The sequence below is a fragment of the uncultured Slackia sp. genome, assembly GCF_959608125.1.
Taxonomy (GTDB): Bacteria; Actinomycetota; Coriobacteriia; order Coriobacteriales; family Eggerthellaceae; genus Slackia.
Window position 1 is genome coordinate 1 of sequence record NZ_CAUHPG010000032.1, and the last position, 17,514, is coordinate 17,514.

Genomic DNA, 17,514 nt, shown 5'->3' on the forward strand with positions numbered 1-17,514 from the left:
TGGTGACGGTGGTGACGGTGGAGCCGTCGGGACGCTGCTCGACGTCGGTGTCAGGAGCCGGCGCAGGGGGCGCAGGCGGGACGTACTTGGACACGACCCACTTGCCGTTCGACGGCGTGGTCACATAGCCCGTGGGAACATACGCGCTCGGATCGACGCCGAACGAGCCACCCGTGATAGAAATCGTCACGCCGTTTTTAGAATCCGGAGACAGCTCGATGCCGCCGAACGAGCCGCTACCAGCAATGGACAGGCTCGCCTTCGCAGCATCCACGCTGTCGTACACGATCGTGCCGGCAACATTGCCCGTGAAGCTCTCGTCGAACGTAACGCTCACGCCGCCGTCGTAACCGCCCGTCTTCCAGTAGCAAACGTCGAACGCCTTGACGGAGGAAGACGACGCCAGGATATTCGTCGCGCCCTTCATGACGATGGTGCCGTTATTGAAGCTCAGCGCATAATCTTCGCCACCGACCTGGTTCGTGGGGTCCACGGTCAGATCCTCGAACGTCACGTTAGCGTAACTCTGGAAGATGCGCTTGATCTTCTCCGCGTCCTCCGCGACGGCGATCGTGCCGTTCTTGAACGTGAGATTCGAATCCTTCAGAAGCTGGAAGGCGTTCGTCTTGGTATTGGTCGAACCAGCGCCGGGGTCTTTCACGACATAGCGATGTCCGCCGAAATCGAGCGTGAAATCCTTACCGCTCGGCACGGCAATTCCCTGCGCGTCAAGAATGTCGGCCTGCAGGTAGATGGTTTCACCCTCGCCCACACCGATGTTGCCTGCGGCAGGATTGATGAACGCCTGAAGCGCACCGAAAGAACCAGGATAAAACGACTTGGAGCCGTCCTGGTTATAGGCGTATTCGTACGTAAGGTAATCAGCGGGCTTTACATCGGCAGGAGTTTCGTCCCAGGCCCAATATGCCACGGCGCGCTGACCGGCGGGCAAAATAATGGGAGCAGCCGTCGTGTCGATCGATACGAGCTTGTTCTGGCCAACGGTGAATCGGTTATCCGAAAGATCGAGCGGCGCAGCGGCGGCACCACGGACCTGAATATAGTGAGCGAAGGTGTCGAAATCGAACTCGTTGCCCAACACATTCGCACCTGCGGTCCTCTGGAAGTAAAACGAACCCGCATTGTCGAACGTGTTGCCCATGATGACGAAGCCCGTCGCATCACCGGTATCGGCGCTCGTGATGCACGTGGCCTCGCCGCCCGAACCGCCCGTCGGCGCAGGACTGACGCTGAAAACGGAATTCTCAAAGCGGGAATCCTTGACAGTCACCTTGCCGTTGATGTTCGGAAGCATGGTGCGAAACGCGCCCTTGAACATGCTGTGCTCGAACGTAAGGCTGCCTTCCGAACCCTGGCCATTCATATACAAACCGTACGACCACTGCGGAGCGTCGTACTGAACGCCGTTATTCTGCGCATCGTTGGTGAACAAGCAATCGACAATCGTAATCGCCGCATTATTCCCGCCCAAAACACGCGAAGCGGTATCGTTATACGCAGTCGTGAGCGGATATTTCACCGTGACGCCGCTCATCGTGATGTTCGTGTCCGCAGCCGTATTGCCGACCGTCAAAACATTTGAATTGACGGACGTCAACGTGAGGTTCTGCAAGGTGCCCTTGCGCAATTCGGTATGGCCGCTGATGGCGTATTCGCCCTTGCCGTCCACTACGACATCCTTGTCGACGGCCACGTTCTCGACCACGTTCCCTTCAAGGACGATCGTCGACCCGTCGGTCGCGGCGGCAAGAGCGGCCGCAAGGCTCGTATAGACGGTGCCTTCCTGAACACCCGCGGGATTAACCGTGAGCGTAACGCCGGTCGCCGTCGAAGGCGTCGTCGCATCGTTCGAAGCCACTGCGCCATCCTGGACACCGCCCTGCACCTGGTCGAGCTCTTCTGCAAACGCGGTCGCGGGCACACCCACCGTCGGAACCAACGCTGCAGAAAGCAGCACCGCCATGCCGCGGTTCATCGTTTTCTTCTGCTCCATGTCCGTTTCCCCTTATCGTCGTGGCCCGGCATAGCGCCTCTTACGAAATCGCCCCATGCCCTAAGCCGCGAATTGACATATAGAAAATATACAGACAGAATGTCTCACGTACAAGTAACCCTCGTGAAACTCCTTTGCCGTTCGCCGAAAAGAGAAAACGGCGACAGGGGAGCATCGTCGAAACGAAGCCGAACATAGAACAGCCGCATCGGGGAGGGGTCCGATGCGGCGTTGACGAGAATATCGATAAAAGAATGCGAAGCGGCCCGCCGCACACTCGTCGAGGGGAGGGAACGTGAAGCCGGCGACAGAAAGCCGCTTCGCAAAGCCACCTAGCGAACGCTATTTCGCAGCAAGCGCTCGCCCAACGACGTAGCCCTGGGTGTGGCAACGGCCGAGGGAAAGACCGGGAAGATCCATGGGATAATCGGGGCTGCCGAAGAAGTTACCTGCGCAGTTGCCGATGGCGTACAGGCCCTCGATCGGATTGCCTTCAGCATCGAGAACGTTCATCTCGCCGTTCACATTCACGCCATGCACGATAGCGGACAGGCGGATATGACGGTGAATGCCATAAAACGGGGGCTGCACGATAGGCTTGAGCCATTTGGCCTCTTTGCCCATATCGGAATCGACGCCGGATTCAACGAGCTGGTTATAGCGCTCAACCGTTGCGGCGAAAGCATCTACGTCGGTCAAACCCAACTTTTCGCCCAGCTCCTCGATCGAATCGGCAGCAAACGTGTTGACCAGGTCTTCGTAAACGCCCTGCTTCTCGCCCGTTTCTTCAGGCATATAGGCTTTCATGGCCTCGGGGTCGTAAAGCTTACCCGGCCAATCGGCGCAATCGGTCATGTAATTGCTGTCGAATACCTGCGTATACCAGCCGTTATCCTCGGCGCCGGTCAAGAAGTTGCCCATGTACGCCATGGCAGAGCGGGCCTCGTTGCAGAAACGAGTACCGTCGTTTTTCACGCACAAGAAAGGCATATCGGCCATGGATCCGGGGCCTGCGTCGAAATCATGCTGGACCTTCGCACCGCACACAGGCTCCATGCGAGCACCCGCCCAAACCATCATCTTGTGGCCATCGCCGGTCTTGTTGTTCTGTTTGCGGTCGATATTGGCCATATCGGGATTGTAGTAGGCCATCATCTCATCGTCGTTGGTGTAATCACCGGTCGCAACGACGACACCCTTCGCTCCGTTGAACTGGACGTACTGATTATCCATTTCGCAGATGACGCCGATGACTTTTCCAGAATCGTCCTTGGCGAGCTGCTCGGCGCGACAAGAATAGAAAATTTCAAGTCCGTCTTTGCCGTCGAAGTGGTCGCACAGATCGCGCATGCCGCTGCCGGTGTTGTACGGCTTCGGGCCGTAGTCGAACGCGAAGTACGTGATGGGCTGACCGTCAATCGTCTTGATGGGCGTGGTCCACTTCGCTGTCGTATCCTGAATCTGGCAACCAGCTTCCTCGGACTTATTCCAAAGCCACTTCAAAGCTTCACCCGAATTCTCAGCCCATAGGCTCACCTGGTCGCGATGGGAGCGCCACGCGCTTTGCTCGGTAATCCAGGAAACTACGGCCGCGCGGCCCGCTTCGTCGGTCTGGTCGGCAAGCAGCGAATCGCACGTATTGCCCTGGGAAATGGCCTGGCTCTCCTTCTGGATGAGAGCGACTTTGGCACCCTGCTCGGCAGCGGCCAACGCGCACGGCACACCGGCTGCGCCCGCTCCCACGACGACGATGTCGAATTCCTTCGTTTCGGCGATATCGGAAATCGCCTCAGGCTGCTGGAAAAAGCTCGGCAGCCCGTTGTCGGCGACGTCCTTGGCGCCCGATTCGGCGCTCTTGCCGCCCTTGGGCGCGCATCCCGCAAGCATACCCGCGCCAGCTGCGCCGACAGCGGCAACGCCACCGAACTTGAAAAGATCGCGACGCGTCAGTTCCATGATGTCTCCTTTTCTCTTCCCTCCCGTCGACGATTCCGCTGCCGCCATGCGGACCCGCGGCTCGTCGCTCTGTGCCCGAAACGATATGCCGCTTATAGCTGCATGCCATCGACCAAACGTGAAAACAGAGGTCTATTCGTATAACCCCCCTGTATAACCCCCCCTTCATTCATCAGGTATTTCTTAGATATCGAGACTTGTAGGACAAACGTTTACGGAACAAACGACGCTTCGGTACAATAATTTCGGCTTTGCAAGAAAAAGTAAATCGCCGCGCACAGCGCAAGGACGCGGCCGACGCCGAACACAGCCGCCCTCGATAGCACGGAGAACTCATGACCGCAACCCCCCGCAGCGCCGAAGATGACGCACGATCCACTTTGCTTTTTGGATTCCTTCCCGTCGTGCCTTTGGCCTTTCTCGGACTCGGTCTCTATCGCGCATGGATAGAGATAACCTTCGTCGGCTCTTTTGCAGGACTCCCCTTTCAAACAAGCCCCATCGGAAACATGGCATTCGGGACGCGCGACCTCTTCGACGGATCGATGGCCATCGTCTCCCTTCTTTGCGCACTTGGAGCACAAAGAATCGGACCATTCTTCAACAAGAAGCCCGTTTCTGTTGCATGCGGAACCCTGCTCGTCCTCTCGACCGTACTGGCATTCTGCACCGCTCTGTTTCCGGAATCGACCGCAGCACTCGGAGCGCCTGTTGCCGTCACGGGCGGCGTCGGCATAGCACTGCTCATCTTGCTTTGGAGCGAACTATACGGATGTCTCAACCCCCTGCGCGTGGCGACCTACTATTCGCTTTCGATCGTGGCGGGCGGCCTGACAATCTACGTCTGGCGCGGCTTCATGTTCCCCTGGCTTTTCGTCATGACGGCCATCCTACCGCTCGCCTCCCTTTTGTGCGTACATGAAGGATTCAGGAAGATACCCCGAGCAGAACGCCCCCACGCGACGCCCACCAAGCTGTCCGTTCCCTGGAAGGCAGTCCTTCTCATGGCCACGTATGCTTTCGCCTACGGCCTGCTCGAAAGCGTTTCTTATTCGGGATGGTTCGGCCCGCATTCCGCCCCAGGAGCGATTCTGGCAGGAGCCGTCATATTCTTCGCCACCGCAGCCCAGGGGAAACGGTTCGATTTCGGGGTCATCTATCGCGTGGCACTACCGCTCACGGTAGCGGCGCTACTGCTCATTCCCGCGCTCAACGTGTTCGGCGGCGGAGTGGGGAGCTTCTGTGTAGCAGCGGGGTATACTGCGCAATCGGTTCTCATTATGGTAATCATCGCGAATCTTTGCTATCGCTACGGGGCATCGGCCATCTGGCTATTCGGAATAGAGCGCGGCGTACGACAGATAGCCATGATGGCAGGACGGGGCGTCAGCGATCAAGCCCATCTACTGGGAGACAACGGAGAAATCCTGCTTGCTGCGCTCTGCGTGATAGCCATCGTGGCCGCAACCATGATTTTCATGTCCGAAGGACTTTCCAGCACTTGGGGTGCCGCCATGGAAAAGCACGACGCAAACGGTGCGGCAACGCCCGCCGAACGCAAAAACGAGCTTTCCAGCCGCGTGGCCGAAATCGCCAGCGCCTGCAAGCTTTCTGCGCGTGAGGAAGAGGTGCTCTTCCTTCTCGCCCAACGCAAAACGGTCGGCATCATAGAACGAGAGCTGTTCATCGCAAACGGAACCGCGAAAGCGCATGTCCGCCACATCTACCAGAAACTCGATATACATACGCGCCAAGAGCTCTTCGATATGCTTGGCGTTCCCGAAGAAAAAGACGAGTAAAACGGGGTGCGAATCATCAGCATCCCGGGAATCGCTTCGTCTAGTTGTCGACCGAATCCTTCTGGTCCTCGATCGCCAACTTGAGGGCCTGCGCCAGCTGGTCGGGACAACTGGTCGCGCGCGGGCCGCACGTGGTTCCCTCGAGCAGCTCGGCCACGCGATCGGCAGGCATGCCCTCCACAAGCTTGCCGATGCCCTTGAGGTTGCCGTTGCAGCCCCCTTCGAAACTCACATCGCGCACCGTTCCATCGACGACATCGAACTGGATGGAACGGGAACACGTTCCGCGCGTCTTATACGAATACATGGTTCTCCCTTCGCTTCGCCGGCACGCCGGCATTTTTCCTTCAAGCATCGACACATCGCGGACGCCGATGACGAAACGTGCCGGGCAGCCCCCTCGACGCGGCAAACAGGAGTCGATGCGGGATTTGCAACACGTCGCAAAACACCCGGCGCCGCGCCCTACACGCTATACGACCAGTCGGCCCCTTCGGCCCACAGCCCGCGTTCGTTATGGTACGCATCCAGCTGCAGCGCCCTGAAAATGTTGAAGTACGCGTCGTCAGGCTTGAACTTATGAGCCATCGCATAGCCGTCGGTCAACATTCGGCCATTGAGCATCTTCGCCTTGATTTCGCTCACGTCGGTGAAGCTGTTCGGCTTCGCGCTCCAAACGAACCTCAGCAGGTTGCCGCTCTTGTCCGCGTTCGATGTGTCCTTCTGCAGATACACCGTATCGCCTACATGCACGATAGCCGCCAGATGGCTGGCCGCACGTTCGCCTTCCGACGTGTTCTTCTTCTCGTCGGCGTTCGACGATTCGGGCGTGTTGACCCCCGTCAGACGCACCGTATGACGCGTGCCGCCCATCTCTACGCAAATGGTGTCGCCATCGACGATTTCGACCACTTGCGCTTCTTCGAGCGCAGTCGGAACCGCGTGTCGCAAGCCCACCGACGCCACCTGATCGCCAGGCGCAAGCGCGGCGACGGCCTGCTGGTTGGCAAGGTGGTTGGCCGAAAGCACCTGATCGGTCAGAACCTCGGATGGAATGAACGCCTTTCCACTGGCGAAAGACAGCACGACGCCGACCACCAGCACCACCGCGGCGGCCATGGACTTCTGCTGTGTAGGAGTCAATCGCGACATGCCTGGATTATAATCGGCGAGGTGTGCGCCAGGCCCCAAACAGCCAAACCGCACGCCAATGCCATATTGCCTAACACGAACGACAACGGCGAAAATCGACAACGGAGGAGGAACGCATGGCACGAGCATATCGCGCGGCACTGGCCGCATGCGTCGCGGCATCCCTCCTTACGATGACGCCCGCCGTGGCCCTGGCCGCCGATTCGTCGGGCAGCATGAGCATCGAAGCCGCAGCCGAAGCGCTGCGCAACGAGCTCGAACCCACCATGACGACTTTCGAGAATCTGCAGGAACAGCAGGCTTCGCGCCGAAGCATCGATATCAGCAACGCCCGCGTGCAGGGCCTGCAAGACGTCATGTACGACGGCAACCCCGTACGTCCCACGATCACGCTCAAGCTGGATAAAAAGACCCTCGTCGAAGGCTCCGATTTCGACGTGGTGTTCAAAGGCGACATCGTCAATCCCGGCAACGTGTCGGTCACCGTGGTAGGCAAAGGAGCCTACATCGGCTCGATCGAAACCGGATTCGCCATCGTGCCGGGCGACCTTGCCTACGCGACCATCGACGTGATTCCCGACCAGGAAGAAACAGGCGAAGAACTGCAGCCGGCCCCTACCGTCGAAATGGGTGGGAAAACCCTGGTCGAAGGCGTCGACTACACCGTTTCGTACGCCGACAACGTCGAAAAGGGCACAGCAACCGTGGTCGTCACGGGCATGGGCAACTGCACCGGCGAACAACATGCCACCTTCGAAGTGCTGGAGGCCCCCGACGAACCGAAGGGCGGCGCAATCTCTGCGGCGCTTCCTTTCGTAGCGGGCCCCGCCATCGTCGCGGCCATCGCGCTGGGCATCGTCGCCTTCACGCTGGCACGTCGCAAAAACGATCCTCGACGCTAACCGATAACGCACTTACCCCTCAATGAAGAAAGGCGCGGCCCCGCCACGAAGCCGCGCCCCTCGTTTCGTTGAGCGCATCACCACAAAGGGTCCCCTTCTTCTTCGTATACGCCCCATCCCTTCGAGTCGGAAAAATCAAGAAACGCCTCTGCGTCGACGGGCATGCGCAATCTATCCCCGTCGAACGAACCGCCGAAGAACTCTTCGAATTTCTGTTTGACCGCATCGTTGACGGGGGTCGAAAACCAGACCCATGCCGCCGTCGGTCCGCCGGACTCATTGAAATCAGCACCCAGCCCCGCCTGAACGGGAGACCCGTCCTTGCGCTGAATCATGTAGTCGTCGATGGCGAAGCACCCCGTGAACACCATGCGCGATGCAATCCCGACGACCGATTCATCTACTGTATTGCCTTGTTCGAAAAACTCGATCTTACACGAATGCGCCGAAGTTTCGGCCTTCGGCTGATCGGCATTCGCCATCGCAGCCATCATCTGTGCGAACATATCTTCAGCGTTCAATTCCACAGCCGCACTCCTTGCTATTCCAAGGCGGGCGAACACGCCCGTTTTCTTCCTGCTTCTCGACATGAAGCATACTGCATGAACGGGCCTTTTATTCATCAGGACCCGCCGTGGAAACGACGCGGAACCGTCGTCGAATTCGATGGATGGAAGCGAGCCTATCTGCCGGAATCGCGTTAGGCCATTTCGGCTTCGTAGCCCTCTTCGACCACGGCGGACACCAGCACCTCGTCGGGCACGTCGGCGTCGAGCGACACCACGGCGCGCTTGGCATCCAAATCGACATCGGCGGCGGCCACGCCTTCCACGGCCTCGAGGGCCTTCTTCACGTGAGCCACGCAACGAACGCACATCATGCCTTCTACATGCAGGGTCTTTTCCATCAGGGGTTCCTTTCCTTCGTATTCGCACGCCCCATCGAGCGGCTTTTCTTCTTCTGCGCGCGTAGGCGCTTCGACGACGATCACCCGCACCTCGCCCGCCGGTACTGCGGAAACAGGCTCCGCAGAAGCATCGGCCGACTCGCTGCGCGGACTCCATCCACGCAGGCGCAAGGCGTTGCCCACCACGCAGACCGAGCTCAAGCTCATGGCGGCCGCCGCGATCATCGGGTTCAGGTTCACGCCCGCCCACGAAAGCGCGCCCGCGGCCACGGGGATGCACACGGCGTTGTAGATGAGCGCCCAGAACAGGTTCTGCTTGATAATGCGCATCGTCGCACGAGAAAGCTTGATGGCGGCGGGCACGTCCAGCAGGTCGCTGCGCATGAGCACCATGTCGGCCGCATCCATGGCGATGTCGGTTCCCGCGCCGATGGCGATGCCCAGGTCGGCGCGCGCCAGCGCCGGCGCGTCGTTGATGCCGTCGCCCACCATGGCCACACGGCCCTCGCCGCGGCGGGCAAGATCGGCCACTTCGCGTTCCTTGTCGGCGGGAAGCACGCCGGCAACCACGCGGCCCACGCCGCAAGCGCGCTGCACCGCGGCCGCCGTGCGTTCGTTGTCGCCCGTGAGCATGACCGTGTCGATGCCCATGGCCGTCAGCTCGCGCACCGCCGCCGAGCTGGTCGGCTTCACCGCGTCGGACAGCGCCACCATGCCGATCGCGCGGCCGTCTTGCGCCACGAACAGCGGCGTGGCGCCGTCGGATGCCGCCGCGTCCGCATGCGGAGCGAACGCCGACGCATCCACACCCAAGAAATCCATCAGGCGCGCGTTGCCCACGGCGATGCGCGTCTTGCCCACACGAGCCTCGATGCCGCCGCCTTCGTGCTGGCGGAAATCGTCCGCCGCCGCGAACGGGACGCCGCGCTTGCGGGCGCACGCCACGACGGCCTGGGCCAACGGATGCTCGGAAGGCGCTTCGGCGCAAGCCGCCGCCGCAAGCACGTCGTCTGCGCACGCGGGAGCCGCAACCGCGATCGCCGTCACCTCGGGCGCGCCCTGCGTGATCGTGCCCGTCTTATCCAGCACGACGGTTTTCACGTCATGCGCCGTCTGCAACGCCTCAGCGGTCTTCGCCAGGATGCCCAAACGGGCGCCGCGGCCCGTTCCCACCATGATTGCCGTAGGCGTGGCCAGGCCCAAAGCACACGGGCAGGAAATGACCAGAACCGACACGGCGTGGGTCAAGGCGACGGAAAGTCCCGCGCCGGAAACCAGCCACACGACGAACGTGACCAGCGCAATGGCGATGACTGCCGGGACGAACACGCCGCTGATCTTGTCAGCCAGCTTCTCGATCGGCGCCTTCGAACCGGTGGCCTCGTCCACCATGCGCACGATGCCGGCGAGCACGGTGTCTTCGCCCACGTGTTCGGCCCGCATGACGAACCATCCCGACTTCACCACGGTAGCGCCCACTACGCGGTCGCCTTCGCGCTTGTCCACGGGAACGCCTTCGCCCGTTACCGCCGATTCGTCGACGCTCGCCTCGCCTTCCGTCACCACGCCGTCCACCGGAACGCGGGCGCCCGTCTTAACCACCACGAAATCGCCCGCCTGCACCTCGGCAAGCGCGACCTCGCGATCGCCGTCGGGCGTGCGCAGCAGCGCCGTCTTAGGCGACAGGTCCATAAGCGACGTGACCGCGTCGGTGGTCTTGCCCTTCGCGCGGGCCTCGAAATACTTGCCCAGCGTGATGAGCGTGAGAATCATGGCCGCCGACTCGAAATACAGGTCCATAGCGGCGGCATGGGCGGCGTCCGCCTGGCCCGAACCTAGCGCGAATCCGATCCTATACAGCGCCGCCACGCCGTATGCGGTAGACGCCGCCGAGCCGAGTGCGATGAGCGAATCCATATTTGGAGAGCCGTGGATTAGGCTCTTAAACCCGTTGGAGAAGCATTTGAAGTTGACGAACAGAACCGGCAGAAGCAGCAGGAACTCGGTGAGCGCAAGCGGCATGACGCCCGCGTCGCCCATCAGAACCGCAGGAAGCGGCCAGCCGAACATATGGCCCATGGCCAGGTAGAACAAGGGAACGGTGAATGCGATCGACACGGCGAGCCTCGTGCGCATGCGCTTTTTCTCGGCCTCGGCGCGTTCGCGCGGCGAAGGCCCCTGCGGCTTGGCCGCTCCCGATCCGGCAGCGCCCGCCGTCGCGCGTGCGGCGGCGCCGTAGCCCGCATGGTCGACGGCCGCGCAGATCGCGGCATTCGTGCGGGCGACCGCCGCGGGCGATTCGTCCGCGTAGGACACTTCCATGCCGTTCTTCAACAGGTTCACGGACACGTCGCTCACGCCGTCCACGGCGCGAGCTGCCTTATCGACGCGCGCAGAACACGCCGCGCACGTCATTCCGGTGATATCGAATGTCTGTTTCATGGGCGCCGCCTACATGAACTTCTTGATCAGCTTCATGGCCTCGTCGACCACTTCCACGTTGCCGTCGCGAATCTGCTCGACCACGCAGGTCTCCATATGGTCTTGCAGGATGATTTCGGAAATGCGATGCACCGCCGCTTCCGACGCGGCCAGCTGAATCAGCACGTCGCCGCAGTAGCGGTTGTTCTCTACCATGCTCTTGATGCCGTTGAGCTGGCCGATCACGCGATTCAGGCGCTTTTGCACGTCCGCCTGGAGCGCCGCGCTGCGCTCCGTTTCTTTCTGGCGGCACGAACAGCACGACCCCGCCGCGGCCGTTCCGTCCGATGCGGGGCATGCGGCATCGGCGGCGAGGTCTTCGGCATCGGAACCGGCAACAGGCGCATCGCAGCAACACGACTGTTCCACGACGGCTGCAGGTCGAGGCGTCGGCGAAACGCGCACGGGCTCTTGCATCGCCGCCTTGGCTACCGCTTTCGCCGCCTTCTTCTTCGTCTTCTTACCCATAGCAGACTTGCTCCTATCGTTTCGAACGCTTCGCGGCCATGCGCCTTCCTATGCGCGATTCCCGCTCCGAAACGCCCGATATCGTTGCGTTACACCATGACTATATACCCCCTAGAGGTATATAAACGCAACCATTCCGCCCATCAACCCGCACAAAACCCCCGAATCGAAGCCGTAAAAAGAGGCGACCCGCTTGCGCGAGTCGCCTCGTTTCGTTTATTCGAAGCCCTTACGCTTCAGGCACTTCGTAGGCGCCGTCGACAGCGGCGTCGGATGCCACGCTTTCGACAGGCGCGGGGTTCTGCACCGTGCAGGTGTAGCCCTCCATGATGTCCATGTCGATGGTCACCGTGGAGCCCTCCATCACATGGCCCGCGATCATCTCGTTGGCCACGCGGTCCACCACTTCGCGCTGCACGAGGCGCTTCAGCGGACGCGCGCCGTACACCGGATCGAAGCCGTCGATAGCCAGCTGCTCCACCGCGGCGGGCTGGACCACCAGCTCGATACGGCGGCCGGCAAGGCGCTTGCGCACCTCGGCCAGCTGCAGGTCGACGATCGGCTCCATCTCGGCGGACGTGAGCGACTTGAACGTGATCACGTCGTCGATGCGGTTGAGGAACTCGGGGCGGAAGGTATTGCGCAAAGCCTCGTCCACCTGGGTCTGAAGCTCGGCGATCTTCTTGGCCATGGCGGCCATATCGCCCTGCATCATGTCTTCGACCATCGAGCCCGCGTTCTCGTTCTGACGGCTGAACTCGCGGATGGCCTGCGAGCCCACGTTGCTCGTCATGATGATGATCGCGTTCTTGAAGCTGACCACGCGGCCCTGGCCGTCGGTCAGGCGACCGTCATCGAGCACCTGCAGCAAGATATTGAACACGTCCTGATGCGCCTTCTCCATCTCATCGAGCAGGATGACGCTGTAGGGCCTGCGGCGCACGGCCTCGGTGAGCTGGCCGCCCTCGTCGTAACCCACATACCCCGGAGGGGCTCCGATCAGACGCTGCACGCTGAACTTCTCCATGTACTCCGACATGTCGATGCGCACCATGGCGCGCTCGTCGTCGAACAGGCACTCGGCCAGCGCCTTCGCCAGCTCGGTCTTGCCCACGCCCGTAGGGCCCAGGAACAAGAAGCTGCCGATCGGACGGTTGGGGTCGGAAAGGCCCGCGCGGCTGCGGCGGATGGCACCCGCCACGGCGGAGACGGCCTCGTCCTGGCCCACCACGCGCTCATGCAGCTTGGCTTCCAAGTCGATCAGCTTGGACAGCTCGCCCTGCATCATCTTGGACACGGGGATGCCGGTCCACGAGCTCACCACTTCGGCGATCTCTTCCTCGGAGACCTCTTCCTTCAGGATGGCGCCGTCGCCCTGCTTGGCGCTCACGGCCTCTTCGGCCGCGGCCAGCTGGCGCTGCAGCTCGGGAATGCGGGCGTAGCGGATCTCGGACGCCTTGGACAGGTCGCCCTCGCGCGTGGCCTGCTCCTCTTCCACATGGGCGGCGTCGATATCGGCCTTCAGGCGCTGGACGCTTTCGATGACGTCCTTCTCGTTGCGCCATTCGGCCTTGCGCACGTCGAGCCATTCCTTCGAGGTGGCCATCTGGCGACGCAGCTCTTCCAGGCGCTCCTTGCTGGCGGGGTCGTCCTCCTTCATGAGGGCCTGCTCTTCAATCTGCATCTGCGTGTACTTGCGCTGAGCCTCGTCGATTTCCTGCGGCATGGAGTCGATTTCGATGCGCAGGCGGCTGGCCGCCTCGTCCATCAGGTCGATCGCCTTATCGGGCAGGAATCGGTCAGAAATGTAGCGGTTGGAAAGCTCCGCCGCCGACACGATCGCCGAGTCGGTAATGCGCACGCCGTGATGGATCTCGTACTTCTCCTTCAGGCCGCGCAGAATGGCGATGGTGTCCTCCACCGTGGGCTCGCCCACAAGCACGGTCTGGAAGCGGCGCTCGAGCGCGGCGTCCTTCTCGATGTACTTGCGGTACTCGTCCAGCGTGGTGGCGCCGATGGCATGCAGCTCGCCGCGCGCCAGAGCCGGCTTGAGCATATTGCCCGCGTCCATGGAGCTGTCGCCCGTGGAGCCCGCGCCCACGATGGTGTGCAGCTCGTCGATGAACAGGATGATCTGTCCGTCGCTCTGCTTCACCTCGCGCAGCACGGCCTTCAAGCGGTCTTCGAATTCGCCGCGGTACTTGGCGCCCGCAACCATGGCGCCCAGGTCCAGCGCGACGATGTCGCGATCGCGCAGGCTGGAGGGTACGTCACCCGCCACGATGCGCTGCGCCAGGCCCTCGACGATGGCCGTCTTGCCGACGCCCGGCTCGCCGATGAGCACCGGGTTGTTCTTGGTGCGACGCGACAGCACCTGGATGGTGCGGCGGATTTCATCGGAGCGGCCGATCACCGGGTCCAGCTTGCCTTCGCGCGCCTGCTGGGTCAGGTTCTGGCCATACGTGTTCAGCGCGTCCAGCTCGGGCTTGCTCTGCTGGTCGGTGATGCGCGTGTCGCCGCGCAGGTTGTCGTAGGCCTCTTCGATATTCTTGCGCGTGACGCCTGCGCCGGTGAGGATCTTGCCCGCCTGGCCCTTGTCTTCGGTCAGCGCGATCAGCAGATGCTCGCTGGTGGCGTAGCTGTCGCCCATCTTCTCGGCGATCTTCACCGCGTTATCGATCACGGAAATAAGACCCTGCGTGGGAAGCGGCATGCCCATCACGCCGCCCGTGACCTTCGGCCCATTGGCGATGGCCGTCTCCACGTTGGCCTTCAGCTGGTCGGGATCGGCCCCGACCCTTTTGATGATGGCGGAGAGGTTGTTCTCCCCCGAATCGAGCAGCGCCTTCAGCAGATGGATGGTGTCCACCGATGCCGTGTCGGCGTCGCCCGCGACGCCCATGGCGGCCTGGAAGGCCTCCTGGGCGGTAACGGCGAGTTTGTCCAGTCTCATGGTTGTCTCCTTCTTGGAAGGTCGGATAGTCTAGTCGTTAATGCGTCGGATGCCCATGCTCTGGGGCTCCGGCAGCATGAGCGCCGTCACATTGGCGCGCGTTTCCAGCTCGTGGACGCGGTCGGCCAAGCGGCGCACCTTCTTGTGCAGGTCGTCGATTTCCTCGTCGCGCTCTTCGAGGCGGCCCTTCAAATCGAGGATGCGGATGACGCCCGCAAGGTTGATGCCTTCGCTGGTCAGTTCGTTGATCAGCTCGAGGCGGTCGATGTCGGCCTGCGAGTACATACGCGTGTTGCCGCGCGTGCGCTGAGGCGTGACCAGGCCTTTCTGCTCGTAGATGCGCAGGGTCTGGGGGTGCACGCCCGCCAATTCGGCAGCCACGCCGATCATATACAGCGGCCTGTTCCTATCGGTCATACCGTCCTCCTTACAGCGCAAGCGCCGCGCGGACGTCGTAGCCCGACGCCTCGGTGGCCGCCTGGAAATCCTCCATGGCCTTTTTCTGCTCGGGCGTCATGGAAGCGGGAATATCCACGTGCAGCGTGATATTGAGCGATCCGTTGCCGCCGCCCTTCAGCTGCGGCGCGCCCTTGCCGGCGACGCGCAGCTTAGTGCCTTCCTGGGAACCCGCCGGCACCTTGATGCGAATCTTGGTTCCGTCGGGCGCGGGCACTACGACGCTTGCGCCCAGGGCGGCTTCGGCCGCGGTGACCGGCACCGTCATGAGCACATCGGCGCCCGAGCGCTCGAACACCGGATGCTCGGAGATGCGCGTGGTGACCAGCAGGTCGCCGTTGGCGCCGCCGTTGGCGCCCGCAGCGCCCTTGCCGCGGAAACGCACGCGCCCGCCGTCCACCGCGCCTGCGGGAACCTTCACGTCGAGCGTCTCGGCCGCCGAGGAGCCGGGCACCTTCACGCTGACCTTCTTCGTGCAGCCATTGAATGCCTCGTCGAAGCTCACATGCAGCGTCACGTTCATGTCGCGGCCCTGCTGGGGACGGGCGGTATACTGCCCGCCGAAGCCCGACCCCGAGAATCCGGCGCCGCCGAAGATGTCGCCGATGTCCCAGTTGCTGCCGAAGGCGCCTTCGCCGCGGCGGATGCTTTCCAGAATGTCGGCCCAGCTGCCGGCGCCCGCGAACGGGTTCTGGCCCGCCGCGCCGCCCCATCCGTAGGGAATGCTGCGCTCGTCGGCCGTGCCGTACTGGTCGTAGAGCTTGCGCTTCTTCTCGTCGCCGAGCACTTCGTAGGCTTCGTTGATTTCTTTGAACTTGGCCTCGTCGCCGCCGGCGTCGGGGTGATGCGTGCGCGCAAGCTTGCGGTACGCCTTCTTTATCTCCTCGGCGGTGGCGGTTTTGGACACGCCAAGGGTCTTGTAATAGTCCGGTGTTGCCGCCATGACCTGCCACCTTCCTTTCGTTTCGTTCACATGCCGTCACGGTCGCGTCGCCGCGCCGTCAACGGGCGTTTTCTACAACGAAGGCGGACTTCGCGCCCGCCTTCGAAACCGTATTATTCTTCTTCCGCCTCACGCTTGGGGCCGCCGGAGGAAATGGTAACCATGGCGGGGCGAAGCACCTTCTTGCCGAGGCGATAGCCCTTCTGGTAGACCTGGGCCACCGTTTCGTCGGGCACGCTCTCGTCGGGTACCGTGGCGACGGCCTGATGCTCGAGGGCATCGAACGGCTCGCCAGCCGGGTCGATCGCCTCAAGGCCGTGTTTGCCGAACACCTGGCACACCTTGGTGCTGATGGCCTTCACTCCGTCGAGCAGGCCTTCTTCGCCGTTCTGCTCGGCATGGGCGATCGCACGCTCGAAGTCGTCGAGCACGGGAAGCACGTCTTCCATGATCTTCTCCGCAGCGCGCACCTTCATGTCGGCGGCCTCTTCGGCCGTGCGCTTGCGGTAGTTATCCCACTCGGCCTGCAGGCGCAGGTAGCGGTCCTTCATCGCGGCGGCTTCGGCTTCGGCCTTGGCCAGACGCTCGGCCTCGGCCACCACGGCCTCGGCTTCGGCGGCGATGTCGTCGGCCTCGCCCTCGGCCGGGCCGGCGGCCGCCTCGTCGGCGGCCTCGGTCACGGCTTCGGCTTCGGCGTTCTCGTCGCCTTCGCAACCCTCGATGGGGATCTCACGAACTTCGCGCTCGTCGGCGTTCTTCTCGTCGGCAGCCATGATTACTTACCTTCGTTCTTGTCGTCGACCACTTCGTAGTCGGCCTCGATCGGGCCGTCGTCGGCCGGGTTGGCGGCGCCTGCGGCACCGGCGGCTGCTGCGCCGTCGGCCTGCTGAGCGCTGTAGACCACCTCGGCCAGCTTGTAACCGGCCTGCTGCAGCTTCTCGCCGGCAGCCTTGATGGCCTCGATGTCAGAACCCTCGAGCGCGGTCTTGGCCTCGGCGATAGCGGCCTCGGCGGCAGACTTGGTGTCGGCAGGAACCTTGTCACCCAGCTCGGAAAGCGTCTGCTCGGTGGCATTGACCAGAGAGTCGGTATTGTTGCGGACCTCGATCTCTTCCTTGCGCTTGGCGTCCTCGTCGGCATGGGCCTCGGCGTCTTTCACCATGCGGTCGACTTCGTCGTCGGACAGGGCGGTGGAGCCGGAGATGGTGATCTGCTGCTGCTTGCCGGTGCCCAGGTCCTTAGCGGAGACGTTCACGATGCCGTTGGCGTCGATGTCGAACGTGACCTCGATCTGAGGCACGCCGCGACGGGCCGCGGGAATGCCGGTGAGCTGGAAGCGGCCGAGCGTCTTGTTGTCGTTGGCCATCTGGCGCTCGCCCTGCAGGACGTGGATTTCAACGGACGTCTGGTTGTCGGCGGCCGTGGAGTAGACCTCGGTCTTGCGGGTCGGGATCGTGGTGTTGCGCTCGATCATCTTGGTCAT

At 62.2% G+C, this 17,514-nt stretch carries 14 protein-coding genes; 2 read left to right on the plus strand and 12 right to left on the minus strand.

Features of this window, described 5'->3' with window-relative positions; all coding sequences use genetic code 11:
• The coding region (locus tag Q6E04_RS08630; RefSeq protein ID WP_303250371.1) for a hypothetical protein at nucleotides 1-2,014 on the minus strand (2,014 nt) is incomplete at its 3' end.
• A gap of 342 nt (nucleotides 2,015-2,356) precedes the next feature.
• Nucleotides 2,357-3,970, minus strand: coding sequence for an FAD-binding protein (locus Q6E04_RS08635; RefSeq protein WP_303250372.1), 1,614 nt, complete (start codon nucleotides 3,968-3,970; stop codon nucleotides 2,357-2,359).
• A gap of 509 nt (nucleotides 3,971-4,479) precedes the next feature.
• Between Q6E04_RS08635 and Q6E04_RS08640 the strand changes: the two genes are divergently transcribed.
• The gene (locus tag Q6E04_RS08640) at nucleotides 4,480-5,769 is read left to right on the plus strand and encodes a LuxR C-terminal-related transcriptional regulator (RefSeq protein ID WP_303250373.1); all 1,290 of its coding nucleotides are present in this window, start codon (nucleotides 4,480-4,482) and stop codon (nucleotides 5,767-5,769) included.
• A 40-nt stretch (nucleotides 5,770-5,809) separates the two neighbouring features.
• Here Q6E04_RS08640 and Q6E04_RS08645 read toward each other — a convergent pair whose 3' ends face one another.
• Nucleotides 5,810-6,076, minus strand: a complete 267-nt coding sequence (locus Q6E04_RS08645; protein WP_303250374.1) for a TIGR03905 family TSCPD domain-containing protein — start codon at nucleotides 6,074-6,076, stop codon at nucleotides 5,810-5,812.
• Nucleotides 6,077-6,234: 158 nt separating this feature from the next.
• Nucleotides 6,235-6,912 carry a thermonuclease family protein gene (locus Q6E04_RS08650; protein WP_303250375.1) on the minus strand — a complete coding sequence of 226 codons (678 nt, stop codon included), beginning with the start codon at nucleotides 6,910-6,912 and terminating at the stop codon, nucleotides 6,235-6,237.
• A 125-nt stretch (nucleotides 6,913-7,037) separates the two neighbouring features.
• Between Q6E04_RS08650 and Q6E04_RS08655 the strand changes: the two genes are divergently transcribed.
• A complete protein-coding gene (locus Q6E04_RS08655) occupies nucleotides 7,038-7,823 on the plus strand; it encodes a hypothetical protein (RefSeq protein ID WP_303250376.1) in 786 nt (261 codons plus the stop codon).
• A 77-nt stretch (nucleotides 7,824-7,900) separates the two neighbouring features.
• On the opposite strand, the gene Q6E04_RS08660 is transcribed toward Q6E04_RS08655, so the two are convergent.
• The 8 genes from Q6E04_RS08660 to Q6E04_RS08695 all read right to left on the minus strand — a co-directional run.
• Nucleotides 7,901-8,350 (minus strand): hypothetical protein, encoded by a 450-nt coding sequence (locus Q6E04_RS08660; protein ID WP_303250377.1) that lies wholly within the window; start codon nucleotides 8,348-8,350, stop codon nucleotides 7,901-7,903.
• 173 nt (nucleotides 8,351-8,523) lie between these two features.
• Nucleotides 8,524-11,172, minus strand: coding sequence for a heavy metal translocating P-type ATPase (locus tag Q6E04_RS08665; protein ID WP_303250378.1), 2,649 nt, complete (start codon nucleotides 11,170-11,172; stop codon nucleotides 8,524-8,526).
• Nucleotides 11,173-11,181: 9 nt separating this feature from the next.
• Entirely contained in the window at nucleotides 11,182-11,679 is a 498-nt protein-coding gene (locus Q6E04_RS08670) for a metal-sensing transcriptional repressor (RefSeq protein ID WP_368656412.1), read from the minus strand.
• 229 nt (nucleotides 11,680-11,908) lie between these two features.
• Nucleotides 11,909-14,632 carry an ATP-dependent chaperone ClpB gene (clpB, locus tag Q6E04_RS08675; protein ID WP_303250379.1) on the minus strand — a complete coding sequence of 908 codons (2,724 nt, stop codon included), beginning with the start codon at nucleotides 14,630-14,632 and terminating at the stop codon, nucleotides 11,909-11,911.
• A gap of 30 nt (nucleotides 14,633-14,662) precedes the next feature.
• Complete coding sequence (locus Q6E04_RS08680; RefSeq protein ID WP_303250380.1) at nucleotides 14,663-15,049, minus strand: heat shock protein transcriptional repressor HspR; 387 nt, start codon at nucleotides 15,047-15,049, stop codon at nucleotides 14,663-14,665.
• Nucleotides 15,050-15,059: 10 nt separating this feature from the next.
• Nucleotides 15,060-16,031, minus strand: a complete 972-nt coding sequence (locus Q6E04_RS08685; RefSeq protein ID WP_303250381.1) for a DnaJ C-terminal domain-containing protein — start codon at nucleotides 16,029-16,031, stop codon at nucleotides 15,060-15,062.
• Between the two features lie 113 nt (nucleotides 16,032-16,144).
• Nucleotides 16,145-16,804: a nucleotide exchange factor GrpE gene (grpE, locus tag Q6E04_RS08690; protein ID WP_303250382.1), complete on the minus strand. Its 660-nt coding sequence runs from the start codon at nucleotides 16,802-16,804 to the stop codon at nucleotides 16,145-16,147.
• 2 nt (nucleotides 16,805-16,806) lie between these two features.
• The coding region (locus Q6E04_RS08695; protein WP_303250383.1) for an Hsp70 family protein at nucleotides 16,807-17,514 on the minus strand (708 nt) is incomplete at its 5' end.